The organism is Pseudomonas sp. NFR16 (assembly GCF_900108875.1).
In the GTDB taxonomy this organism is placed as follows: Bacteria; Pseudomonadota; Gammaproteobacteria; order Pseudomonadales; family Pseudomonadaceae; genus Aquipseudomonas.
The window spans coordinates 59,964-84,541 of record NZ_FNYJ01000007.1 but is presented as its reverse complement, the minus strand read 5'-3'; the positions used below and the strand labels follow the sequence as shown (position 1 = coordinate 84,541).

20 protein-coding genes are annotated in these 24,578 nt (G+C 60.0%); 14 read left to right on the top strand and 6 right to left on the bottom strand.

Going from position 1 to position 24,578, the window contains the following annotated elements; genetic code table 11:
- Positions 1–115 precede the first annotated feature (115 nt).
- Positions 116–1,153, bottom strand: a complete 1,038-nt coding sequence (gene mgrA / locus BMZ10_RS23695; RefSeq protein ID WP_093468115.1) for an L-glyceraldehyde 3-phosphate reductase — start codon at positions 1,151–1,153, stop codon at positions 116–118.
- Between the two features lie 133 nt (positions 1,154–1,286).
- On the opposite strand from mgrA, the gene BMZ10_RS23690 reads away from it, so the two are divergent.
- Positions 1,287–2,129 carry a LysR family transcriptional regulator gene (locus tag BMZ10_RS23690; RefSeq protein ID WP_093468114.1) on the top strand — a complete coding sequence of 281 codons (843 nt, stop codon included), beginning with the start codon at positions 1,287–1,289 and terminating at the stop codon, positions 2,127–2,129.
- Between the two features lie 21 nt (positions 2,130–2,150).
- Here BMZ10_RS23690 and betT read toward each other — a convergent pair whose 3' ends face one another.
- Together betT and epsC are read right to left on the bottom strand one after the other, a co-directional pair.
- Entirely contained in the window at positions 2,151–4,145 is a 1,995-nt protein-coding gene (betT, locus tag BMZ10_RS23685; protein ID WP_093468113.1) for a choline transporter BetT, read from the bottom strand.
- Positions 4,146–4,490: 345 nt separating this feature from the next.
- Complete coding sequence (epsC, locus tag BMZ10_RS23680) at positions 4,491–5,435, bottom strand: serine O-acetyltransferase EpsC (protein ID WP_371266233.1); 945 nt, start codon at positions 5,433–5,435, stop codon at positions 4,491–4,493.
- 217 nt (positions 5,436–5,652) lie between these two features.
- Between epsC and BMZ10_RS23675 the strand changes: the two genes are divergently transcribed.
- The 13 genes from BMZ10_RS23675 (at position 5,653) to BMZ10_RS23615 (ending at position 19,092) form a co-directional block, all read left to right on the top strand.
- Positions 5,653–6,654: a D-cysteine desulfhydrase gene (locus tag BMZ10_RS23675; protein WP_093468108.1), complete on the top strand. Its 1,002-nt coding sequence runs from the start codon at positions 5,653–5,655 to the stop codon at positions 6,652–6,654.
- A 238-nt stretch (positions 6,655–6,892) separates the two neighbouring features.
- Positions 6,893–7,690: a cystine ABC transporter substrate-binding protein gene (gene tcyJ, locus BMZ10_RS23670; RefSeq protein WP_093468104.1), complete on the top strand. Its 798-nt coding sequence runs from the start codon at positions 6,893–6,895 to the stop codon at positions 7,688–7,690.
- The gene (gene tcyL, locus BMZ10_RS23665) at positions 7,687–8,355 is read left to right on the top strand and encodes a cystine ABC transporter permease (protein ID WP_093468101.1); all 669 of its coding nucleotides are present in this window, start codon (positions 7,687–7,689) and stop codon (positions 8,353–8,355) included. Before tcyJ ends, tcyL begins: the two co-directional genes overlap by 4 nt.
- A gap of 3 nt (positions 8,356–8,358) precedes the next feature.
- Positions 8,359–9,102: an L-cystine ABC transporter ATP-binding protein TcyN gene (gene tcyN / locus BMZ10_RS23660; protein ID WP_093468098.1), complete on the top strand. Its 744-nt coding sequence runs from the start codon at positions 8,359–8,361 to the stop codon at positions 9,100–9,102.
- A 583-nt stretch (positions 9,103–9,685) separates the two neighbouring features.
- The gene (locus BMZ10_RS23655; RefSeq protein ID WP_093468095.1) at positions 9,686–10,420 is read left to right on the top strand and encodes a hypothetical protein; all 735 of its coding nucleotides are present in this window, start codon (positions 9,686–9,688) and stop codon (positions 10,418–10,420) included.
- 480 nt (positions 10,421–10,900) lie between these two features.
- On the top strand, positions 10,901–12,142 hold the full coding sequence (locus BMZ10_RS23650; RefSeq protein ID WP_093468800.1) for an SfnB family sulfur acquisition oxidoreductase: 1,242 nt from the start codon (positions 10,901–10,903) through the stop codon (positions 12,140–12,142).
- A gap of 23 nt (positions 12,143–12,165) precedes the next feature.
- Positions 12,166–13,398, top strand: coding sequence for an SfnB family sulfur acquisition oxidoreductase (locus BMZ10_RS23645; RefSeq protein ID WP_093468092.1), 1,233 nt, complete (start codon positions 12,166–12,168; stop codon positions 13,396–13,398).
- A complete protein-coding gene (locus BMZ10_RS23640) occupies positions 13,398–14,762 on the top strand; it encodes an LLM class flavin-dependent oxidoreductase (RefSeq protein ID WP_093468089.1) in 1,365 nt (454 codons plus the stop codon). Before BMZ10_RS23645 ends, BMZ10_RS23640 begins: the two co-directional genes overlap by 1 nt.
- 74 nt (positions 14,763–14,836) lie before the next feature.
- Entirely contained in the window at positions 14,837–15,631 is a 795-nt protein-coding gene (locus tag BMZ10_RS23635; protein WP_093468086.1) for a MetQ/NlpA family ABC transporter substrate-binding protein, read from the top strand.
- Between the two features lie 2 nt (positions 15,632–15,633).
- Positions 15,634–16,761 (top strand): methionine ABC transporter ATP-binding protein, encoded by a 1,128-nt coding sequence (locus BMZ10_RS23630; RefSeq protein ID WP_093468083.1) that lies wholly within the window; start codon positions 15,634–15,636, stop codon positions 16,759–16,761.
- Positions 16,751–17,395, top strand: a complete 645-nt coding sequence (locus BMZ10_RS23625; protein ID WP_093468080.1) for a methionine ABC transporter permease — start codon at positions 16,751–16,753, stop codon at positions 17,393–17,395. Before BMZ10_RS23630 ends, BMZ10_RS23625 begins: the two co-directional genes overlap by 11 nt.
- Before the next feature lie 409 nt (positions 17,396–17,804).
- A complete protein-coding gene (locus tag BMZ10_RS23620; protein WP_093468077.1) occupies positions 17,805–18,431 on the top strand; it encodes a class I SAM-dependent methyltransferase in 627 nt (208 codons plus the stop codon).
- Positions 18,432–18,645: 214 nt separating this feature from the next.
- Complete coding sequence (locus BMZ10_RS23615) at positions 18,646–19,092, top strand: hypothetical protein (protein ID WP_143070329.1); 447 nt, start codon at positions 18,646–18,648, stop codon at positions 19,090–19,092.
- A 66-nt stretch (positions 19,093–19,158) separates the two neighbouring features.
- Here the strand turns inward: BMZ10_RS23615 and BMZ10_RS23610 are convergent, their stop codons facing one another.
- From BMZ10_RS23610 to BMZ10_RS23600, 3 genes are read right to left on the bottom strand one after another with little or no spacing between them, the layout of a single operon-like run.
- Positions 19,159–22,296 carry an efflux RND transporter permease subunit gene (locus tag BMZ10_RS23610; protein WP_093468071.1) on the bottom strand — a complete coding sequence of 1,046 codons (3,138 nt, stop codon included), beginning with the start codon at positions 22,294–22,296 and terminating at the stop codon, positions 19,159–19,161.
- Positions 22,293–23,363, bottom strand: coding sequence for an efflux RND transporter periplasmic adaptor subunit (locus tag BMZ10_RS23605; protein WP_093468068.1), 1,071 nt, complete (start codon positions 23,361–23,363; stop codon positions 22,293–22,295). Before BMZ10_RS23605 ends, BMZ10_RS23610 begins: the two co-directional genes overlap by 4 nt.
- The gene (locus tag BMZ10_RS23600; protein ID WP_093468065.1) at positions 23,360–24,487 is read right to left on the bottom strand and encodes an efflux RND transporter periplasmic adaptor subunit; all 1,128 of its coding nucleotides are present in this window, start codon (positions 24,485–24,487) and stop codon (positions 23,360–23,362) included. Before BMZ10_RS23600 ends, BMZ10_RS23605 begins: the two co-directional genes overlap by 4 nt.
- Positions 24,488–24,578 lie beyond the last annotated feature (91 nt).

The window sequence follows — 24,578 nt, the reverse complement described above, 5'->3', positions numbered from 1 at the left end:
TGTGCGCATAGATCGGGACTTGGTCGGGCCAATCGCAACGCGCCTCATCTGACCGTGAGATGGCGTGCGCCGCTGGGGGCGGTCAGCTATGACCGTCCCCACCTTTTGCAGCCTGTTACTGCGCCGAAGACGGCTTCTCCCACAGATTGATCCCGCCCTCCACTGCGAAACGGTCGATTTCGGCCAGTTCTTCCTGGCTGAACTGGAGATTGTCGAGGGCCGCCACGTTTTCGATGATCTGTTCTGGCCGGCTGGCACCAATCAGCGCAGACGTCACCCGCGGATCGCGCAAGGTCCAGGCGAGGGCCATTTGCGCGAGGCTTTGCCCTCGCCGCTTGGCAATCTCGTTCAAGGCGCGCACGTGTTCGATGTTCTGCTCGGACAAATGCGACGCCTGCAGCGAACCACCGCCCGGACGGTTGACGCGTGCGTCCTTCGGAATGCCGTTCAGGTATTTGTCCGACAACAGTCCCTGCGCCAGCGCGGTAAAGGCGATGACGCCGGCTCCCAATTCCTCGGTGGTCTCCAGCAGATCCTTTTCGACCCAACGGTTGAGCAGGTTGTAAGCCGGCTGATGAATCAGCAGCGGGACTTTCCACTCTTTGAGCAGCCCGGCGATTTCGCGAGTCTTCGAGCCTGAGTACGACGAGATACCGATATACAGCGCCTTTCCCTGCTGAACGGCAGTCGCCAGCGCGCCAGCGGTTTCTTCGAGCGGCGTGTCAGGGTCGAAACGGTGCGAATAGAAGATATCCACATAGTCCAGGCCCATACGCTGCAGGCTCTGATCCAGGCTCGCCAGCACGTACTTGCGCGACCCGCCGCCCTGACCGTAAGGCCCGGGCCACATGTCCCAGCCGGCTTTCGTGGAAATGATCAGCTCGTCGCGATACTGCTTGAAGTCTTCGCGCAGCAGGCGGCCGAAGTTGATCTCCGCGCTGCCGTAAGGCGGGCCGTAATTGTTGGCGAGGTCGAAGTGGTTGATACCCAGGTCGAACGCTGTGCGCAGCATCGCGCGCTGGGTGTCCATCGGCGTGCTGTCACCGAAGTTGTGCCATAACCCCATGGACAAGGCCGGCAGCACCAGGCCGCTTCGGCCTACGCGGCGATAAGGAACGCGCTCATAGCGGTTTTCGGCAGCGATGTAGGTCATTCATTCCTCTCTTTATTTTCTGAATGGCAAGGAGCGATAAGTAGCGCTGATGAATAAGCTGTAAAGCGAGTATATTCAGCGCTTCTTACGGCGGAAAAATGCTTTATTGCTCTGGCAGCCATCGGTTCCTGATATGGATATTCGTCAACTCAACGCATTCGTGGCGGTGTTCGAGGAACGCAACATCACCTCGGCCGCACAGCGTCTGTTCACCAGTCAGCCGACGTTGTCGGTCACCATTCGCCAGCTTGAAGAAGCGCTCGGTACCATTTTGTTCGAGCGTCTGCCCCGCGGCGTCGACGTAACCGACGATGCGCGAACCCTTTACCCGCAAGCGCGTCGATTACTCGCCGAAGCCCAGGCTTTGAGCAGTCAGTTCCGCCAGCGCAACGATCGGCTGACGCTCGAAATCGGCGTCGAAGGCGAGATTGCCGCGAGCCATCTGGATACGTTCCTGAGGATTGCGTATGGCGTCGTTCCCAATCTGATGCTGACGCTGCACGATGGTTGCAGTGGTGATGCGCGACTGTCGGTGGAAGACGACTGCTGTGAGGACGAGCTGTTCATGCCGCTGTGGGAGGAGCCGTATGTGCTGAGCATGGGCGCCGGTCATCCGCTGGCGGCGCGAGACAGGCTCGATGCAGCCGATCTTGCAACCGTGCAATGGATCACCTGCCCGACGCACCCTTCGCATCAGCGGCTGATGGAGCTCTACAATCGCAGTTCGGGCTTCATCGCCGCCACTGCGGGGTCGTTGAACCTCGCCTTGCGGCTGGTCGCGGCGGGGGCAGGTCTGGCGATGCTGCCACAGTCCATGGCCTCCAAGGATACGGGGGTCGTCACCCGCCCCGCACGCACGCCGAACCTCAGTCGCCGGGTCGGGCTGTGTTACGCCGCGCAGGCACTGGACATGCCTGCTTTGCGCTTGCTGCACGCACACTTGCAAGGCAAACCTCTCGAGACCACCGCCTTGTAGCAGCGTCGAGGCTTGCACCGCTTAGCGCACCAGATGCAAAAACTGCATGTGCCGTTCGTACTGGTCGAGAATGTCGTTGATCACCTGCTCCTTGGTGTAGCCCACCAGATCGTAATCCTGACTGCCCTCGCTCAAATGCACCTCGGCGCGGTAGTAGCGACGATTGTTCAGCTGTTTTGACCCCATGCCAGCACGCGCAAAGGAAGGCGTGAAGTAGCCGCGCATGGTCACTTGATAGATGAACGGGCGCTCTTCTCCGTGGCCGATTTCCAGACCGACCGTGTGATTCGCCGGATCAGGCTGCGTGACGACACTCAATCCCTTCTCGACGAAGACAGCGGTCACTTCTTCGATGGCTGGCCGTACAGTCTGATCGAGGAATCGATAGACCTCGTCACGTGACGGGAAATGCACGGCCTGGCTCAATCGCTGCCGCCACCCACCGCGTCGCGCGCCAGATACGGGCGCCAGTGAATAGAGCTGCGCGATCTGCCGCTGCGACTCCATGTGAAAAGCCTTGTGCAGGCCCCACATCATCGTCAGCAGGATCAGCGAAAACGGCAGCGAAGTCAGCACGACGGCCGACTTGAGCGCGTCGATGCTCCCCGAGAACAACAGCCCGCTGGTCACCAGCGCGGTCATCACGCCCCAGAACACGCGCAACCACTTGGGACCGTCCTCGTCAGGACTTCCGCCTTTGGCCGAGAGCGTCGACAGCACCACGGTACCGGAGTCGGCTGAGGTGACGAAGAACACGAAGCTGATGAACACCGTGACCGCAATGACGGTTTTGCTCCACGGATAGTGTTGCAGCATCAGGTAAAGCGTCATCGAGGGATCGTCGATGGCCGATTGGCCCAATGCGACCATGCCGTGGTTGAGCACCTGATCGATTGCGCTGTTGCCGAAGATCGACATCCAGGCGAGGGTGAAACCCAGCGGTATCAACAGCACGCCACAAACGAACTCACGAATGGTGCGGCCGCGCGAAATGCGCGCGATGAACAAACCAACGAATGGCGACCAGGCGATCCACCAGGCCCAGTAAAACACTGTCCAGCCGCCCAGCCAGTCACTCGGACCGTTGTAGGCATAGACATCGAAACTCTTGGTCGGCAGTGCGCCGAGGTAATCGCCGATGTTCTGCACAAGGGTGTTGAGCAGATGCTGCGTGGGTCCGGCGAACAGCACGAACAGCAGCAGCGCGCAGGCCAGCAGCATATTGATGTCGGACATGACCCGCACGCCTTTGTCGACACCTGCAACGGCAACGAGGATAGCCGCACCCATCATCAGCGTGATCAGCCCGACCTGAATCCATTGCGTGTGGGGCACCCCGAACAGGTAATCCAGACCGGAGTTAAGGTGCAAGACACCAAAGCCCATGTCCGCGCCCAGTCCGAAAATGGTTGCGATGATGCCGAACCCGTCGACCGCATAGCCGATCGGGCCGTTGATGCGTTTGCCAATCAGTGGATACAGCGCCGAACGCAGCGCCAGTGGAAGGTTGTGTCGGTAGGCGAAATACGCCAGCGCCATGCCGACAAAGGCGAAAACGCCCCAGCCATGCAGGCCCCAGTGCAGGAACAGCAACTGCATTGCCTGACGCGCCGACTCAGTCGTCCCACCCTCGCCCTGCGGCGGCTGCAAGAAGTGCGTCAATGGTTCTGAAACGCAAAAGAAGAACAGCGTGATGCTGATGCCAGCGGCAAACAGCATGCCCGCCCACGACAGATAACTGAATTCAGGCTCGTCATGGTCGGCGCCGAGTTTGATTTTGCCGTAGCCTGAAATGGCCGTGACCACCACGAACACCAGGTACAGCGTCATGGCGAGCATGTAATACCAGCCGACGGTATTCGCCGCCCAGTTCTGAGCAGACAGAAGCCACTGTCCAGCGGCGTCAGGGAAGCTGATGACCACCACCCCGAAGATGAGGATGAAGCTGGCAGCGAAGTAGAAAACAGGAGCATTCATGCGAACGGGTGCGCTGTTTTGAGCGCTCGGCACACTCATGCGGACACCGCCGCGCGGGCGGAAAAATCGATCATGCAAAACAGATGCGGCAAGGGTAGGCCTCCTGATATGAGCGGTCAGCGAACCACCGGTTTAACTTGATTGAACGTTCAATTAAAACACGGAAAGCATGTGAAGGACCAATTGCCTGACCCTGGACGCTAGCTCACGCGACGGTAGGACGCACGCTGAAACGCTTTCGTTCCGCGGGCTGGAGGCATACCTGAGGGCGTGAAAAACCAGTCAGGTCTCGCCCATGAAAGGCTGGCGCGGATGAAGAAAACCGCTGACAGGAAGGACGGCGTCCGGACAGACGCCGCCATGTGTGACTGATCTGCTGTTGACCTACTTCTGCGAGCCGTCGTCGGTCTGCAGGCTCGCTTGATTGACGTTGCTGCCTGCCGGCACATTGCGCGTCAGCCAGACATTACCGCCGATGGTCGAACCCTGGCCGATCGTGATTCGCCCAAGAATCGTTGCGCCTGCATAGATCACCACATCGTCTTCCACGATCGGGTGTCGGGCATGGCCTTTTTGCAGCTGACCGTCTTCATCCGCCGGGAAGCGTTTGGCGCCCAGGGTCACAGCCTGATAGATACGCACGCGTTCGCCGATGATCGCGGTTTCGCCAATGACTACGCCCGTCCCGTGGTCGATGAAGAAGCTCGGGCCGATCTGCGCACCGGGGTGAATGTCTATTCCGGTAGCGGAGTGAGCCAGCTCCGAACTGATCCGCGCGAGCAAGGGCAAACCATTGTGATAGAGATGATGCGCCAGACGATGATGGATCACGGCCAGAATCCCGGGGTAGCACAACAATACTTCGTCGACACTGCGCGCGGCCGGATCGCCGTGATACGCCGCCAGCACATCGGTATCGAGGATCCGCCGGATCTGCGGCAGCGCGCTGGCAAAGTCCTGAATCAACCGTTCAGCGTGAACATCGGCGCAACCGGCGTCTTCGCCGCGCTGCCGGGCGACATAGCGCAACTCGAGGCGCGCCTGCGCGAGCAAAGCGTTCAACGCCACGTCCAGCGTGTGACCGACGTAGAAATCCTCGCTCTCTTCACGCAGATCCACTGGCCCCAATCGCATGGGAAACAACGCACCGCACAGCGCCTCGAGGATATCGCGCATGGCCTCGCGGGACGGCAGCTCACGACCGCCCTTTTCCCCGCTGATGCGATTGTTGCTGCTGCGCCAGTCATCACGCGCAGCGCGCAACTCACCTACGATCCGCTGCAGCTGCCAGTGGCCGGTCACGCCCTCGGCACAGGTTTCCGGGGACAGTTCGGGAATAGTGCTCACGCAGATTTCTCCTCAGTTCAATGGCTCGTCAGGCTGGACGTGACCATGGTCAGGTCACTCTACGGCAAACATTTGTGGCAAAAAAATAACAATTTTCGTGAGGCTTTAGCCTGGGCGCTCTGAGATATCGTCCGGTTGCCCTGTGGGAACGGTCTGCCTATAGTCCTGCGACTCATCTGCTGACGTATCGACAACCGACATGATCAAACAACAGCTCGCCCGTTTTCACCGCCTGGATCTGCTGGGCGCCCCGACACCGCTGGAGAAGCTCGAACGGCTTTCCGCCTGGGCCGGCCGGGACATTTACGTGAAACGTGACGACATCACGCCATTGGCGATGGGCGGCAACAAGCTGCGCAAGCTCGAATACCTCGCCGCCGATGCCCTGGCCCAGGGTTGCGACACGCTGATCACCGCAGGCGCGATTCAGTCCAACCATGTTCGCCAGACCGCAGCGCTGGCCGCCCGGCTGGGACTGGGTTGCGTGGCGCTGCTGGAGAACCCGATCGCCACGACTGACAGCAATTATCTGGGCAACGGAAACCGTCTGCTCCTGGACCTGTTCGATGCCAAGGTCGAACAGGTGGATAACCTCGACAACGCGGACGAGCAGCTTCAGGCGCTGGCTGCCCGACTGCACGCCAGTGGCAGAAAACCTTATCTGGTCCCGATCGGTGGCTCCAGCCCCACCGGAGCATTGGGCTACGTGCGCGCAGGCTTCGAGCTGGCCGAGCAGATCGAACAGACCGGCGAAACGTTCGCCGCCGTGGTCCTGGCCTCTGGCAGTGCAGGCACCCACAGCGGCCTGGGCCTGGCGCTGGCAGAGGCCCTGCCGCATTTGCCTGTAATCGGCGTGACCGTGTCGCGACCTGAAGAAACCCAGGCACCCAAGGTTCAAGGGCTGGCCGAGCGTACCGTGGGGCTGTTGGGCGAGGCGCTGCCCGCAGCTTTCAAAGTCAACCTGTGGGATGAGTATTACGGGCCACGCTATGGCGAACCAAACGCGGGCACGTTGTCGGCAATTAAGTTGGTGGCCAGCCAGGAAGGGCTGTTGCTGGACCCGGTTTACACCGGTAAAGCGATGGCGGGCTTGCTCGACGGAATTGGCCGGCAGCGTTTCGACGCCGGTCCGATCATTTTCCTGCACACCGGCGGCGCCCCGGCACTGTTCGCTTACGCGGGTGTGTTTTCCGCGCAGTGAGTGCTGTAGCTCTCGATCCTGCAAATGGGGGGCTGCCACCCGGCTTTCATATGCATAAAACAGATAAGCGCTTCGTTTTTAATTATTTTTATTCCTAAAAAGCTGCCCTTATGATCGCCGCCAGCGCCGCGCGAAATCCCGGCAGAGTACTGAAAAAGCTGGATAAACGCGTGATGCCACAGTAGTTTCGTCAGGTCTGACGCTGACCTGACATTCCAATTAAAAACAGGGGATTTTCATGAATATGTCTGCAATCCGCCGCACCTTCCTGCTGTCGGCATTCAGCCTGGTGCTGGGCACCGGTCTGGCGACCCAAGCCGTCGCTGGCGAGCAACTGGAAACCATTAAAAAGAACGGCACCCTGAACGTCGGTCTGGAAGGCACTTACCCGCCCTTCAGCTTCGTTGGCGAAGACGGCAAGTTGACCGGTTTCGAGGTCGAGTTCTCCGAAGCGCTGGCCAAGGAACTGGGCGTGAAGGTCAAGCTGAGCGCCACCCCATGGGCCGGCATCCTGGCTGCGCTGGAATCCAAGCGTCTGGACGTCGTGATCAACCAGGTCACCATCTCCGACGAGCGCAAGAAGAAGTATGACTTCTCCGAACCCTACACTGTCTCCGGCATTCAAGCGCTGGTGCAGACCAAAGACGCTGGCGTGATCAAGACCGCTGCCGACCTGAAAGGTAAGAAGGTCGGTGTCGGCCTGGGCACCAACTATGAAGAATGGCTTAAGGCCAACGTGCCTGACGCCATCGTCAAAACCTATGACGATGATCCGACCAAATACCAGGACCTGCGCGTAGGCCGTATCGATGCCATTCTGGTCGACCGTCTCGCCGCGCTTGAGCTGATCGCCAAAACCAAAGACAAACTGGCTGTTTCCGGCGAACCCTTCTCCCGTCAGGAAGCCGGGATTGCACTGCGCAAAGGCGAACCAGAGTTGCTGGCAGCGATCAACAAAGCCATCGACAAACTGCGCGCCGACGGCACCCTGGCCAAGTTGTCTGAAAAGTACTTCAAGGCTGACGTGACCAAATGATTCCAGAGAGCCTACAGCTCGCGCTGGACTCCGCGCCTTTTCTGCTCAAGGGCGCGTATTACACGGTGGGCCTGAGTCTCGGATCGATGTTTTTCGGATTGGTGCTGGGCTTCGGCCTGGCACTGATGCGCTTGTCGAAAGTCTGGGTCATCAGCGCCATCGCCAGGGTTTACGTGTCGTTCTTTCGCGGCACGCCCCTGCTCGTTCAGCTGTTCATGATTTATTACGGCCTGCCTGATCTGGGCATCGAACTGGATGCCATCACCGCAGCGCTCATCGGCTTGTCGCTGAACATGGCAGCCTACGCCTGCGAAATTCTGCGCGCAGCCATCGGCGCCGTGGACCGGGGCCAGTGGGAAGCGGCCGCCAGTATCGGCATGACCCGCGCGCAGACCATGCGCCGGGCAATCCTGCCGCAAGCTGCCCGCACCGCCTTGCCGCCGCTGGGTAACAGCTTCATTTCGCTGGTCAAGGACACCGCCATGGCCGCCACCATTCAGGTGCCGGAAGTGTTCCGCCAGGCGCAGCTGATTTCTTCGAGAACGCTGGAGGTCTTCACCATGTATTTCACCGTGGCGGTGATCTACTGGGTGTTGTGCACAGTGCTGGCGCATGTTCAGAACCGTCTCGAAGCGCGGGCCAACCGCCATGATGTGGAGTCTTGAGGCATGATCACCGTTGAAAAACTGACCAAGGAATTCAAGGGCAATCAAGTTCTCAAGGGCATCGATCTGAAAGTCGAGCCCGGTGAAGTCGTCGCAATCATCGGACCCAGCGGGTCCGGCAAGACCACTTTCCTGCGTTGCCTGAATTTCCTCGAAGAACCTACCAGCGGCACCATCGTGGTCGGTGACATCCGGATCGACGGCAGCAAACCGCTTAGCCAGCAGCAGGCGCTGGTCCGGCAGTTGCGACAGCACGTAGGCTTCGTTTTTCAGAACTTCAATCTGTTTCCCCATCGCACTGCATTGGAAAACGTCATCGAAGGGCCGATCGTGGTCAAGAAGATGCCACGCGAGCAGGCTGCCGAGTTGGGGCGCAAACTGCTGGCCAAGGTCGGTCTTGCCGGCAAGGAAGACGCATACCCGCGCCGTTTGTCCGGCGGTCAGCAGCAACGCGTGGCCATCGCACGGGCGCTGGCGATGGAGCCGGAAGTCATTCTGTTCGACGAACCCACTTCAGCCCTCGATCCTGAGCTGGTAGGCGAGGTGCTCAGCACCATTCGTGCACTGGCCGAAGAGAAACGCACGATGGTCATCGTCACGCATGAGATGAGCTTTGCGCGGGACGTCGCCAACCGTGTTGTGTTCATCGACAAAGGGGTCATTGTCGAGCAAGGAGAAGCCAAAGCGTTGTTCGCAAATCCTGAAGAGGAACGCACTCGGCAATTTCTCGAACGCAGCCGGAATTAATCCCACGCTGTATGTATCCCAAACGGCGCTCATGAGCGCCGTTTTCTTTCACTTCAATATTTAGAAAAGTCTTGATGGACTAATAGTCTTTCTATTTCCATTCGGAAAACCGGTTGTCTATATATCTATTTTTCCGATCCAAGCGCGGCTTCGTGGTTTTGTCGGCACATCGAGTTTATTGACGAATTCGACACCCACAAATAACCCCTCTCGCCACTTCACCTCGCCTCCATGTGCCGTCCGCAGAAAGCCCCACCACCTGTGTCCAGTGCAGCCGTAGGACGTTGCACCTGTCGCACCCACTATTAAGTAAAAACCTCTCGTAGGAAAGTTCTGCTTTTCCCGTACATATAGTTTTATGAGTTATTCACCATTGACACAAATGCCGCAACACAATTAGCTCAAAAACACTTGGGAAGACTCTATCGAAACTAATAACAAGTCCGAAATTGCCACCGGTTGTATTGTTTGCCATGACTGGCCATCGAGCGTGTACTAACAACATCGTTTTCCAAGTTGCATCCGCGGCAGTCACTGTCGTGACACGCCTTGATAAAGGCCTACGTTCAAAGAGTATTCGAAGATGATCCATACACCCGTCAATCACACCCCTATCAAGCTCTTCGCCCCGTATCTGCCGCAGTCGAACAAACAGGGCATCGGTGCCCTGGCGGCTGCGCAGCTGATGGTAAACATCGATCCCTATCCGGATATGGAATGCGCCGATCTGATCGAGCTGTTCTGGGGAGGCTGCTACGTTGCGTCAAAACTTTTGTCGGAGGACGACATCGGTCACACATCGGTCCTACATGTACCCGAAAGTTTTCTCCGAAGTGGCAAGGTAAAAACCTACTACCGGGTCACAAAGATCGGCTGCGAATCAGTCAAATCGCCCAGCACAAAACTCTGGGTCAAACTTGAGACGCCTGGCGGTCATTTGGTCAGTGACGACGCCGACGAGAATCAGGGGCTGGCGCCTGTGGTCATCTCAACCCCTGACGCGAGCACAGAACTGAGCGCCGAGCACATCGCCGGCGGCGTTGAAGTCATCATCGACACTTACCTGAACATGGACGCCTACGACGAGATCACGTTGCGCTGGGGTGATGTGCGCATGGACCTTCCTGCTCTCAGTCACGAAGACGTCGGCAAGCCGGTCATTGTGCAAGTGCCAGCCGCCCTGATCAGCGAAGCGGGCGATGATGCCCATCAGGAAGTGACCTACTGCGTGATTGATCGGGTGGGCAACAATTCTCGCTGGGCACCGCCGAGGTTGATCAACGTTCGTGCCGATGGCTTATCCAGGCGTGACGCTTGATCTTCACGTCATCGGGCGTCGCTGTCGCAGTATCGCAGGTCATGACTGCGACAGCGCCCGGTCGTCACAACGTGAGCGACAGCACAAATCCGACGCTCCAAAGACAATTCCCACTTTCGGCTCAGCCCATTCCTACAGGGCAGCCCGAATTCGACAAAAGAGCGCTGCTAGCCTGCGGTTAAAAACCTGTGAGGGACATCCGCATGCGCAGCCGACCCTTCTTCAAATACGTGATCCTGATGCTGGTTTTCAGCTCATGCCTGACATACGCACAGTCCATCTGATGGGCAGCCGGACAGCGGCGATCACCTTCTATGCTTATGCCTAAATGTAAGTTTATTTAATTTTTATACACGCTTAGGGTATATGCACCGGACCACCGGACCATCGTCAGCTTTCCTGCCGCCCAGCGGCGTTGATTCGAGGTTCGAATGGTCACGCACAACCACCCCAGTGCTCGCGTTCACGCAGGTCACCACCATGACTGATCTGAACGCCCCTTCAGTCCAGCACACCCTGGACATAGCTCCTCCTCTGTTGCCCGCCAAAGTGCTGAGCAGCGACGCCGAGGCGATTGCAGCCGCCCATGAACTGGCGGCCATTGTCCGTTCCAACGCAGCCGCACGTGATCGCGAGCGGCAACTGCCATGGTCTGAAATCTCATTGTTCAGCCAGAGCGGCCTGGGCAGTATTTCCGTCCCACGAGTGTACGGCGGGCCTCAGGTGTCGTTCGTAACCGTCGCTGAAGTGTTCGCCATCTTGTCCGCAGCAGATCCTGCGGTGGGACAGATCCCGCAGAATCATTTCGGCATCCTCAATTCCCTGATCGGCAGTGCCAGCGACACTCAGCTGAAAACGTTGTTCGAGAGCGTTCTCAAGGGCGCACGAATCGGCAATGGCGGTCCGGAACGCGGCACTAAAAACACCCTCGACGTCAAAACACGACTGACGGCTGACGGTGATCAGTTTTTGCTCAACGGTCGCAAATTCTATTCAACGGGCGCCCTGTTCGCGCACTGGGTCGCAGTGAAAGCCATCAACGACGATGGCAAGCAAGTCCTGGTATTCGTGCCGCGCGGCACGCCGGGCTTGCACATCATCGATGATTGGTCCGGATTCGGTCAGCGCACCACGGCAAGCGGCAGCGTGCTGCTGGAAAACGTGCGGGTCAGCGGCGATCTGGTCGTAGAGAACTGGAAACTGGCCTTGTCGCCCAACATTCAAGGCGCCGTCTCTCAATTGATTCAGGCTGCCATCGACGCAGGCATCGCCCGCGAAGCCATCGACGAGAGCATCCGCTTCGTGCGTGGACGCTCACGTCCCTGGATCGAAGCCAATGTCGAGCGCGCCAGCGATGACCCTTATGTCATCGCTGACATCGGCAAGCTGAAACTTGAACTACATGCCGCCGAAGCTCTGCTGCGCAACGCTGGCCGTGTGCTGGATGAAATCGCCGCAGCGCCCATCGACGCGCAGTCGGCGGCGCGAGCTTCCATCGCGGTCGCCGAAGCCAAGGTGCTCACGACGCAGATTGCCCTGCAGGCCAGCGAAAAGCTGTTTGAACTGTCTGGCAGCCGCTCGACGCTGGCCGAATTCAATCTCGACCGGCACTGGCGCAATGCGCGTGTGCATACGCTGCACGACCCTGTCCGCTGGAAGGTCCACGCCGTGGGCGCCTGGCACCTCAACGGCGCACTGCCTGCCCGTCATTCCTGGATCTGAACCAGACAACTGGAAGCACTGATATGAGCCTTCAAACCTTGCCGCGCGACAGCCAGGCACACGCGCCGATTGCAACCCGAACGACCTTGATCCGTGACGACGCCCAGGCGCTGGAGAGCGCCCGGGCATTGGCCGAAACGTTCAAGGCACAAAGCGCCGAGCGAGACCGCGAGCGACGCCTGCCGCACGAAGAACTGGAGGCGTTCACCCGCTCCGGGCTGTGGGGCATCAGCGTCCCCAAAGCGTTCGGCGGCGCGGGCGTTTCCAGCGTCACGCTGGCCGACGTCATCCGCCTTGTTTCCGCCGCCGACGGCTCGCTGGGGCAGATACCTCAAAATCACTTTTACGCGCTGGAAGTGTTGCGCGTGAACGGCAGTCCCGGACAGCAGAAGCGACTGTACGCCGAAGTGCTGGAAGGCCGACGATTTGGTAACGCGCTGGCTGAACTGGGCACCAAAACCGCCCATGACAGAACTACGCGATTGAGCCGCGACGGAGCCGGCTGGCGCATCAATGGCCGCAAGTTTTACGCCACCGGCGCCCTGTACGCGCAACGCATACCGACGTCTGTCATCGATGATGACGGCATCCAGCATCTGGCGTTCGTCCCAGCCGATTCAGCGGGCCTGAACGTCATAGACGACTGGAGCGGCTTCGGTCAGCGCACGACCGGCAGCGGATCGGTGGTGTTCGACAATGTGTATGTCGAGGACGAGGACGTAGTGCCATTTCAGACAGCCTTCGAACAACCGACCACCGTCGGCCCGCTCGCGCAGATTCTTCACGCCGCAATCGATACCGGCATTGCCCGGGCTGCCTTTGAAGACGCATTGCACTTCGTCCGTTCCCGCACGCGGCCATGGATCGATTCGGGCATCGAAAAAGCGGTGGACGACCCACTCACGCTGCACAGCTTCGGCAAACTGGGCATTCGCCTGCACGCCGCCGAGGCGCTTTTGCAGCGCGCCGGAGAATACCTTGATCGTGCGCAAGCCCTGACGACGCCGGAAAACCTGGCCCAGGCGTCGATCGCGGTGGCCGAAGCACGCGCCATCAGCACCGAAATTTCACTTGAAGCGGGCAGCACGCTGTTCGAACTGGCAGGCTCGCAATCGACGCTGGCCGAGCATGGTCTGGATCGTCACTGGCGGAATGCACGGGTCCACACGCTGCATGACCCCGTGCGCTGGAAGTATCACGCCATCGGCAACTTCTACCTCAACGACGTCAATCCGCCTCGCCGGGGGACGATCTGATGAGCAAGAAAAAGATCCTCCTCAATGCGTTCAACATGAACTGCATCGGCCACATCAATCACGGTTTCTGGACCCATCCGAGGGACACTTCGACCCAGTACAAGACGATCGAATACTGGACCCGTCTGGCGCAATTGCTGGAGCGAGGGTTGTTCGACGGCCTGTTTATCGCTGACATCGTCGGCGTCTACGACGTGTATCAGCAGTCGGTGGATGTGCCGCTGCGAGAATCCATCCAACTGCCGGTTAATGACCCCTTATTGCTGGTCTCGGCGATGGCGGCGGTGACAAAAAACCTCGGTTTCGGCCTCACCGCCAACCTGACCTACGAGGCGCCGTACCTGTTTGCGCGTCGTATGTCGACGCTCGACCACCTGACCGGCGGACGGGTCGGCTGGAACATCGTGACCGGTTATCTGGACAGCGCCGCCAAGGCCATGGGTCTCAAGGAGCAGATCGAACACGACCGCCGCTACGATCAGGCCGATGAATACCTGGAGGTGCTTTACAAGCTCTGGGAAGGAAGCTGGGAGGACGATGCGGTGATCGAGGATCGTCAGGCCCGGGTCTACGCCCAGCCGGAAAAAGTCCATTACGTGCGCCATAGCGGCGAGTTCTATCAGGTTGAGGGTTATCACCTGTGCGAGCCGTCGCCCCAGCGCACACCGGTGCTGTTCCAGGCGGGCAGTTCAGAACGTGGCCTGCAGTTCGCGGGCAGCAACGCCGAGTGCGTGTTCATCAGCGGCCAGAACAAGGCGGCGACGCGCGAGCAGGTAGACAAGGTTCGCGCCAGCGCCGTGGCGGCCGGTCGCAATCCGGACGACATCAAGGTGTTCATGGGCCTGAACGTGATCGTCGGGGCAACCGAGCAGCAAGCCCGCGCCAAGCACGATGAATACCTGAAGTACGCCAGCGCCGAGGCGGGACTTGCCCACTTCTCGGCCTCCACCGGCATCGATTTTTCCGCCTACGAGCTCGACGAGCCGATCCAGCACGTGAAGGGCAACGCCATTCAATCGGCGACGAAGATTCTCAAGAACAACGACTGGACACGCCAGAAACTGCTCGACCAGCACGCCCTCGGTGGCCGCTACATCACCGTGATCGGCTCACCGGAACAGGTCGCCGACGAGCTGGAATCCTGGATCGCCGAGACAGGCCTGGACGGCTTCAATCTGACCCGCATCGTCACACCGGAAAGCTACGAGGACTTCATCGACCTGGTGATCCCGGAGCTGCAACGACGCGGATCCTACAAGACCGCCTACGAGCATGGGACCTTGCGCGAGAAGCTGTTTGCCGAGGGTTCGGCCCGGTTGCCCGAGCGGCATGCGGGAGCCAGCTTCCGAATTTCAAGCTCATGACCTGGATCGGCCATCTGCCCCCGAAAACGGCCTTACAGGCACCCAACAAATAACACTCATCCGGACACCGACACATGAGCAAAACACTCTTCACCCTGGCCCTCTCTTTGGGCCTGTTCACCGGTATCACCCACGCCGCCGACCAACCTTTGAAAGTCGGCACCACGGCTGCGTTCGCCATTCCGCTGGAAGCGGCTGTCGCTGAAGCCGACAAGCAGGGCCTGAAGGTCGATCTGGTGGAATTCACCGACTGGATCGCGCCCAATGTCAGCCTCAATGCAGGCGACATCGACGTGAATTATTTCCAGCACATTCCTTTCCTGGAAAACGCCAAAGCCGCCTCGGGCTTCGATCTCGAGCCCTACGCGCCCGGCATCATCAACAACGTCGGCCTGTATTCGAAGAAGTATAAAAGCTTCGATGAGCTGCCGACCGGCGCCACCGTGGCCATCGCCAACGACCCGATCAACAGCGGCCGGGGCCTGCAACTGCTGGCCAAGGCGGGGCTGATCACACTCAAGCCGGGCGTCGGCTACAAGGCAACCGAGGACGACATCACTTCCAACCCCAAGAAACTCAAGCTGATTCAGGTAGAAGCCGTGCAATTGGTGCGCGCTTACGACGACGCGGATCTGGTGCAGGGCTACCCGGCTTACATCCGTCTGGCGAAGACCTTTGACGCCGGCTCGGCGATTCTTTTCGACGGCCTGGATCATCCCGAATACGTGATTCAATTCGTGATCAAACCGGATCACAAGAACGATCCGCGCCTGGCCAAATTCATCGACATTTATCAACACTCCCCGGTAGTGCGCGCCTCGCTGGACAAGGTCAACGGCTCGCTCTACCAGGTTGGCTGGAAGAACTGATCATGAATGCAACCGCGCAACGATCCCTGCCGCTGCATACCGATCTCCCGACGTCTGCCGAGCAGGCCGAGCTGCATCCGGGCAAACAGCGCGCGCATGTACGCTTCATCAACCTGGGCAAGGTCTATCAAGGCCAGCAAGGGCCTGTGCCTGCGCTGCAGGGCATCGATCTGGACATCCAGCGCGGTGAGGTATTCGGCATCATCGGCCGCAGCGGCGCGGGCAAGTCGTCGCTGATCCGCACCATTAATCGTCTGGAGCAACCCAGCAGCGGCCGCGTGCTGATCGATCAGGTAGACATCGGAGAATTCAACGAAGACCATCTGGTGGCGCTTCGCCGACGCATCGGGATGATCTTCCAGCACTTCAATCTGATGTCGGCGAAAACCGTGTGGCAGAACGTCGAGCTGCCGCTGAAAGTCGCGGGCGTTCCCAAAGCGCAACGTCAGCGCAAAGTCGCTGAGCTGCTTGAACTGGTGGGCCTGGAAGGCAAGCACAAGGCCTACCCGGCGCAGCTGTCGGGTGGGCAGAAACAACGCGTGGGCATCGCCCGCGCGCTGGTGCATGACCCGGCTATCTTGCTATGCGACGAGGCCACTTCGGCGCTCGACCCCGAAACCACTCAGTCAATCCTTGGCTTGCTCCGCGAGATCAATCAGCGCCTGGGCCTGACGATCATCCTCATCACCCATGAAATGGCTGTCATCAGAGAGATCTGCGACCGCGTCGTGGTCCTTGAAAAAGGCCAGATCGTCGAACAGGGGCCGGTCTGGCAGGTATTCGGCAATCCACAGCACGAGGTCAGCAAAACCCTGCTGGCGCCTCTGCAACATGCGCTGCCGGAAGATCTGCAAGCCCGCCTGCAAGCGCAGCCACCTCACCCGCACGCCAGCGTCGTGCTCGACCTGCAATTCACGGGCAACGAGGGCAACGAACCTGATTTGTCTGCGCTGTTCAGCGCATTCGGCGGGCGAGTCAGCCTGCTGCATGGCGGCGTAGAACGTATCCAGGGCCGGGCGCTTGGTCACCTGTTGCTGGCGATCAGTCATTCGCCGCTTTCACTGGAAGAATTGCTCAAGCGCGCCCGCAAACAGGCGCAGCATGCGGAGGTACTGGGTTATGTGGGTTGATCGTCTCTGGCAGGGCATCATCGACACGTTTCTGATGGTGGGTGTGTCATCGTTGATCGCCCTGCTGCTGGGCATTCCGCTGGCTGTTATTCTGGTCACCAGCGGCAAGGGCGGCATCTTCGAGGCGCCCCATGTCAATCGCGTGCTGGGCGCCTTCGTCAATATCTTCCGATCGGTGCCGTTCCTGATTCTGATGGTCGCGCTGATCCCCTTTACGCGGCTGATCGTCGGAACCACTTATGGCGTGTGGGCCGCTGTCGTGCCCCTGACCATCGCCTCAACGCCGTTCTTTGCCCGCATCGCGGAAGTCAGCCTGCGCGAAGTCGATCACGGCCTGATCGAAGCGGCACAAGCGATGGGCTGCCGTCGCTGGCATATCGTCTGGCACGTCCTGCTTCCTGAAGCACTGCCAGGAATCGTCGGCGGCTTCACCATCACGCTGGTGACCATGATCAACTCCTCGGCCATGGCGGGCGCTATCGGCGCAGGCGGCCTGGGCGACATCGCCTACCGCTATGGATATCAGCGTTTCGACACCCAAGTGATGCTGACCGTGATCGTGCTGCTGGTGGCGCTGGTCGCCGTCATCCAACTGGGGGGCGATAGACTGGCGTTACGGCTGAATAAGCGTTGAGGCGGGGAAGCCCTCCCGTCAGGACTGGCTTTAGCCGGGAAAGCGCCAGGTTTCACGCCGCAGGATTGATGGCGTCAACCCAGGCCTCTTCCCGGCTGAAGCCGGTCCTACGACGGGCTGCATTTCGGTAGGACTGGCTTTAGCCGGGAAAGCGCCAGGTTTCACGCCGCAGATTGATGGCGTCAACCCAGGCCTCTTCCCGGCTGAAGCCGGTCCTACGACGGGCTGCATTTCGGTAGGACTGGCTTTAGCCGGGAAAGCGTCAGGTGTCACGCCGCAGGACTGATAACGTCAGCACAGGCCTCTTCCCCGGCTGAAGCCGGTCCTACAGGATATGGGCGGTCCGCAAGGAGATTGCGGCTCGTGAGCGGGGTATATTGGCAGCCTTATTCGCCCAGATACTCGCCCCATGAAACTTGACTCAGAAGACCTCGCTCAGATCACGGCCACTACGCTCGGCAACTACAACGATGTCGCCGAAGGTTTTCGCGAAGGCACACGCGATCACGACGTCAGCCAGAACATCGATGCATTACTGCGCAATATTCAGGGTTCGCCACCGTTCCAGATTCTCGATTTCGGCTGCGGACCGGGGCGTGATCTGCAGACATTTGCGGCTATGGGCCACATACCCACCGGTCTTGACGGCTCCGACCGCTTCGCTGAGATTGCTCGTGTCGACAGCGGCTGCGAAGTCCTGCACCAAAACTTCCTGGAGCTGAACCTCCCCGCCGAACGCTTCGACGGAATCTTTGCCAATGCCTCGCTGTTCCACGTGCCACGTCAGGAATTGCCTCGGGTACTGCGGGAGTTACGAGCCGCACTCAAGCCCGGCGGCGTGCTGTTCAGCTCTAATCCCCGGGGTCGCAATGAGGAAGGCTGGAAGGGCGAGCGCTACGGTTCATTTCATGATTTGGAATCGTGGAGTGCCTTGCTGACCGAGGCGGGGTTCAGCGAAGTCGAGCATTACTACCGACCATCCGGATTGCCGAGGGAGCAGCAGCCTTGGTTGGCGAGTGTCTGGCGCAAGGGTTGAGGCCGCGGTCCGGCAAAGAGCCATGCGGTCAGAGGGCTCAACCGCGGCTGCCAGGGAAACAAACACGTTCACTCAGTCGAGTAGATTCCGTGACTGTCATTTCTGACAGTATCCCATTCCGTCCACCGCGCGCACACTGAACCCGCGCCGTTGGCGTTCAGCCCGGATGCTGGATGAGCATGGGCTGTCGATAATAATCAGCAGGGGAATGACCATGGACAGTCTTTTGATAAATGGCGACTTCGGTACCGGCAAACTAGCGCCCTGGACAAGTGCTTCCGGCGAGGAAACCTGGGAGATCAAGCCGGAGGGCGCGGGTTACTACATCCAGCTAACGAAGGCAGCCGAGCTGACTCAGAACACGCCTGAGGGCAGTTATAAACCCACGGTTCTGACATTCGAGGCACGGGCGGGCCAAACCCTGAAACCCGGCGATTTCGTGATGTTCAGTTATTCGGCTCTCGTCACCACGGCGGAGGGAGCAGAGGGGTACGGCGACTTGGGCGCAGCAACCGAGACGTGGCAGACAATGACGCTCAACATCGACCGCAAGCCGTCCCCTGCCACTACAGTGACCGTTCAGGTACATACCGCTTCCGATCCTGAAAAGCTAAACGGTCAGCCAGGGCAGGTGCATTTCAGGAATTTCCGACTCGTTTGACCGCACCCCGTTGTCCGAAGTAAGAAGCGAAAGCGGCACGTTATCGCTTTCGCTTCATCTGCCTGTTCAATGAGCGGGTGAAGACGCGCCGTCGTCCGAGTCGTCAGCAAGGTGTTTATCTTCCTGTTTGCTTTGCTGATGGTTGCGACGTTCCTCATCACTCGGCTCTTTGATCTTGTACCAGGCCACGTAGAGCGCGGGGAGGAACAGCAGCGTCAGAAGCGTGGCGATGATGATGCCGCCGATCATCGCGTAGGCCATCGGGCCCCAGAACACTTCGCGGGCGATGGGGATCATGCCCAGGCTCGCCGCCGCGGCGGTCAGCAGGATGGGTCGACGACGGTGCTCGGTGGCCTCGGCCACCGCATCCCAGGGCAGATACCCCGCAACTTCGTATTCATGAATCTGCGTCACCAGAATCACCGAGTTACGAATGATGATCCCGATCAGCGCCAGCACCCCGAGGATGGCCACAAAACCCAGCGGCGTGCCCGTCGGAACCAGCGCCAGCACAACACCGATCAAGCCAAGCGGCGCGACACTGGCGACGAGGAACATCTTCTGCACGCTGTGCAGTTGGATCATCAAAAAAGTCGCCATGAGGAAGATCATCAGCGGTACGACTTTGGCAATCGGCCCCTGAGCCTTGCCGCTCTCTTCCACCGTGCCGCCCGTGGCGATCTTGTAGCCCACCGGCAGACCGGCGGCGAATTTGTCGATCTCAGGCTTGAGCTCTTTGACCAGATCGGTCGGCTGCATCTCGTCCCGTACCGCCGCCTTGATCGTGATCGTCGGCTTACGATCGCGACGCCAGACCAGCGGCTGCTCCAGCTCGTATCGGACATTGGCGAAGGCGAGCAGCGGAATCGACGTGCCCTGTGGCGTGACGATCTGCAGGTTTTGCAGGGTTTCCGGCGAACCCCGCTCCGAGTCGACGGCGCGACCCACCACGTTGATCAGGTAGATATCATCGCGCACCTGAGTCACCGATGAGCCTGTGACGATGCTGTTCATGAGCTGCGCAACGTCTTCGGACGACAGCCCAAGCTGCCGCGCCTTGTCCTGGTTGATATCGATGCGCAGCACCTTGCCCGGCTCGTTCCAGTCGTAAATCATCTCGCCGATGTGCTGGTTCTGATCAAGCAGGGTAGCGAGCTCGATGGCGTGCTGGCGCACTTTGTCGATGTTTTCCCCGCTGACCCGGTACTGAATCGGACGCCCGACCGGCGGCCCCATTTCCAACGGTTGAACGTAGGTACCAATGCCGACGAACTCGTCCCTCAGCCGCTTGTTCAGGCGCGCCATCAATGCGCCGCGCGCTTCCAGGTCCTTGCTGACGATCACCAACTGCGCGTAGTACGGGTTTTCCAGTTGTTGATCGAGCGGCAGATAAAACCGCACGGCGCCCTGACCGATGTAGGTGCTCCAGCGGACGATATCCGGATCGTCCTTGAGGGAAGCCTCCAGCTTGTCCACTGCCCTGCGCGTCTCGTTGATCGATGCGTTCTGCGGCAGGTTCAGGTCCACCAGAATTTCGGGACGGTCCGACGACGGGAAGAACTGGTTCTGCACGAAACGCATACAGAACAAAGCCGTCGCAAACAGCGCAATGGTGATGATGATGGTCAGCCCACGGTTGCGCATGGCCCAGAACATCGACCCGTTGAAGGCACGAGCGATGCGGCCCGGCTTGGCATTTTCTTCTTTTTTCTTCACCTTTTCGCTGAGGATGTGCACGCCGATCACTGGCGCGAACAACACCGCCACGACCCAGGACACCAGCATGGCAACGGCAATAACCGCGAACAGTGTGAAAGTGTATTCGCCCGCCGAGCTGGCGTTGAGGCCGATGGGCACAAAACCCGCGACCGTCACCAGTGTGCCGGTGAGCATTGGAAACGCAGTGGAGGTATACGCGAAGGTCGCCGCCTGCTCTTTGCTGTCGCCCAGCTCCAGGCGCGAGACCATCATCTCCACGGTGATCATCGCGTCATCCACCAGCAGCCCCAGCGCAATGATCAGCGCGCCCAGCGAAATCCGTTGCATCGTGATGCCGCTGTACTCCATGAACACGAAGACCATCGCCAGCACCAGAGGAATCGAGCAGGCCACCACGAGCCCGGCGCGCATGCCCAGGCTGATGAAGCTGACGACCAGTACGATTACGACCGCTTCAAACAGCGCACTGGTGAACCCGCCCACCGCTTTCTCGACCACCTGCGCCTGATCCGACACATTGTGGACGCCCACGCCAATGGGCAAGTCGGCCGTCGCTGCATCCATGCGCTCGTGCAGCTGCTTGCCGAACTCTTGAACGTTGCCGCCTTTCTTCATGGCGATGGCCAGACCGATCGCCGGCTTGCCATCGAAACGGAACAATGGCTTGGGCGGGTCAACGTAGCCGCGCGTGATCTCTGCAATATCGCTCAGACGATAGAACCGGTCGTTGAGGCGCAGATTGACCGTCTCCAGGTCCTTCTCCGAGGCGAACTGCCCGGAGGTGCGCACCGAAATCCGTTCAGGCCCGGCCTCGATCACACCTGCTGGCGTGACGGTGTTCTGCGACTGAAGGCTTTGCACGACTTGCCGTTGGTCCAGCCCGAGCGCCGCGAGTTTGCGCGTGGAGAAATTGAGGTACAGCACCTCGTCCTGCTGGCCGATCATCTCGACCTTGCCCAGTCCGGGTACGTCGCGGATCTGCACGCGCACTTCTTCAACATAATCGCGTAACTGGCGAAGCGTCAGGCCGTCGGCCGTGAAGGCGTAGATCGAGCCGTAGACGTCTCCGAACTCGTCGTTGAACGCCGGCCCTTGCAGCCCCTGAGGGAACGTGCCGCGAATGTCGTCGATCTTCTTGCGCACCTGGTACCAGATATCCGGAATCGCGCCCGCGCTGGTGGTGTCGCGCAGGTAGACGAAAACCGTGGACTCGCCGGGACGGGTATAACTCTTCACGTAATCGAGGGAATCGAGTTCTTCGAGCTTCTTCTCGATGCGGTCGGTGACCTGCTCCAGGGTTTCATCCACCGTCGCGCCCGGCCAGCGCGTCTGGATGACCATGGTTTTGATGGTGAACGAAGGGTCCTCCTCGCGACCGAGGTTCATGTAGGAAAACACGCCCATCAGTAGACCGACGAACATCAGGTACCAGACGAAGGATTGATGCTTGAGCGCCCAATCGGAGAGGTTGAACGTCCCTTTCATCGCGGGCTTTCCTTATCGACTTTGACTTTCTGCCCCGGCTTGAGGCTGTTTACCCCGGCAGTGACGACCAGATCACCGCCCTTCACGCCACCTGCCAGCACCACACTGCCGCTGGCGCGGCTGACGACATTGGCCGGACGCGGCGAAACGGTCTGGTTCTGCTGGTCGATGACCCAGATCTGCGTCTTGCCATCGACCTCTTGCAGCGCCGTGTCGGGCAACTGAATGCGAGGCTCTATGGCCGAGCTGAGGGTGACGCTGATCGCCGTGCCCAAGCGAAAGGACGGCGGCGTGTCGGCCAGCGTCAGTCGAGCGCGACGGGTGCGCGTTGTGCTTTCTGCCTGCGGCTCGAGCTCCCGCACGGTGGCGGTGGTGTTGATGTCCGGTTCAAGCTGACTGGCGACCTTGAACACGACGTCCTTGGGCAGTTGATCGGCAAGCTGTGCGGGCAGGTCGATCACGGCCTCCTTGATGTCAGGCCGCGCGAGGGTCACAACCTGCTCACCGGCGCTGACCACCTGGCCGGCTTCGACCTTCCACTCGGTCACCACCGCATCGTGGTCGGTCCGCAATTCGCTGTAGCTCAACTGGTCCTTGGCCTGTTGCAACGCGGCTTTGGCTTGATCGTAAGAAGACTGCGTGGTCTTCAGATCCGTGACCGCGACATCGAGCGCGGCCTGCGCGCCCACGCCTCGATCAAACAGCTCCTGCTGCCGCCGGGCATTGGCCTGCGAGTTGATCAACTGCGCCTCGACCCGCGCCAGATCGCCCTGCGTGGAGCGCACCTGGTTCTGCTGATCGGTCGGATCGAGCACGGCGAGCATGTCGCCCTTTTTGACCTGTGCGCCGACATCGACGCTGCGCTGAGCAATGCGACCGGAAACCCGGAAACCCAGCGTGCTCTCGTAGCGTGCGGCGATACTGCCAGCGAAACGCCCCAGGCTTTCTTCGGCTTGAGGCTTGACCTCCACGAACAGCACGGGACGCAAGGGCTCGGGCGGCGGCTCCTCCTTGCTGCAGGCGCCCAGCAACAAACCACTCAGGACGATTCCCGAAAGTCGCTTCATTGCGGGGCTCCCGTCAGGTCCTTGTAGACATCGGCCAGCTCGACCTGCATGTCCGGATGCAGCAACTGGTTACCGGCAACGACCACTTTCTCTCCGTTTTTCAGACCGTCCACGATGATTACTTTGCCTGTCAGATACCGCCCGACCGTGACCGTCCGCAGGCTGACCTTGTTCTGCTCATCCACCACCCAGACCGCTGGCTGCCCGAGGTGATCGCCCAGGCCCTTGGTCAACGCTGACCACGGCAGCTCTACACTCGCCTTGGCCGGCACGCTCAACGCAGCACTGACGACCGAGCCCAGCTCCATGCCAGGCGGCAGCGACGACAGCGCGATCTTCACCTGCAGCGTGCCGGTCTGTGCCGACACCGCAGGCGTGACTTCGCGCACCTTCCCGGTCGCTTTGATTTTCGGATTATCCAGCAGCGTGACTTCGACCGGCTGGTCGGTTGGCGGGTTGACGAAGAGGGACTCGTACACATTGAACACAGCATCACGCTCGCCGTCGCGGGCCAGGCTGAAAATCGGCATGGTCGCCTGAACCACCTGCCCGACCTCGGCCTGCCGCGCCGTGATGATGCCCGGTGCATCGGCGATCAGCGCGGTATACCCCAGCTGCTCGCGGGCGTTTGCCAACTGGGCCTGGGCCGCCCGCAACGCGCTCTGGCTGCTGCGCAGGGCAGCCTGGGCCGAGTCATATTCGCTGCGGCTGGTGTAGCCCTTGGGCAGGAGTTTTTCCTGACGCACGAATGCGGCGGCGGTCTGTTTCACGCGGGCCTGCTCGGCAGCTTCGGCGGCAATGGCCGAGTCGACGTTGGTCTGCAGGTCTTTGGGGTCGAGCCTGGCGAGCACCTGTTTGGCCGAGATTCTGTCGCCGACATCGACCGAGCGCTGAATGATCTTGCCGCCGACGCGGAACGAAAGCTGAGTCTGCACGCGCGCCTGGATGTCGCCTGTGAGGGCAACATCGGCAGCGAACTCAGCCGTTTTGACTTCTTGCGCCTGCACGCGCGGGCGAACGGGCTCCTTGGGTCTTTCCTTGCCGCAGCCGGGCAGCACAGCCACGCACAGGCCGAGCACCAGTGCAGCCAGGCTGGAATGAATTACCGAGGGTTGAGCGGGCATGCAGACTCCTTGTGCCAATGCCGTTGCATACAGTCATCGGCACCCCTTTCATGCTTGGGTCTGCGCCGCGATGATCATGCGACTATGAGCG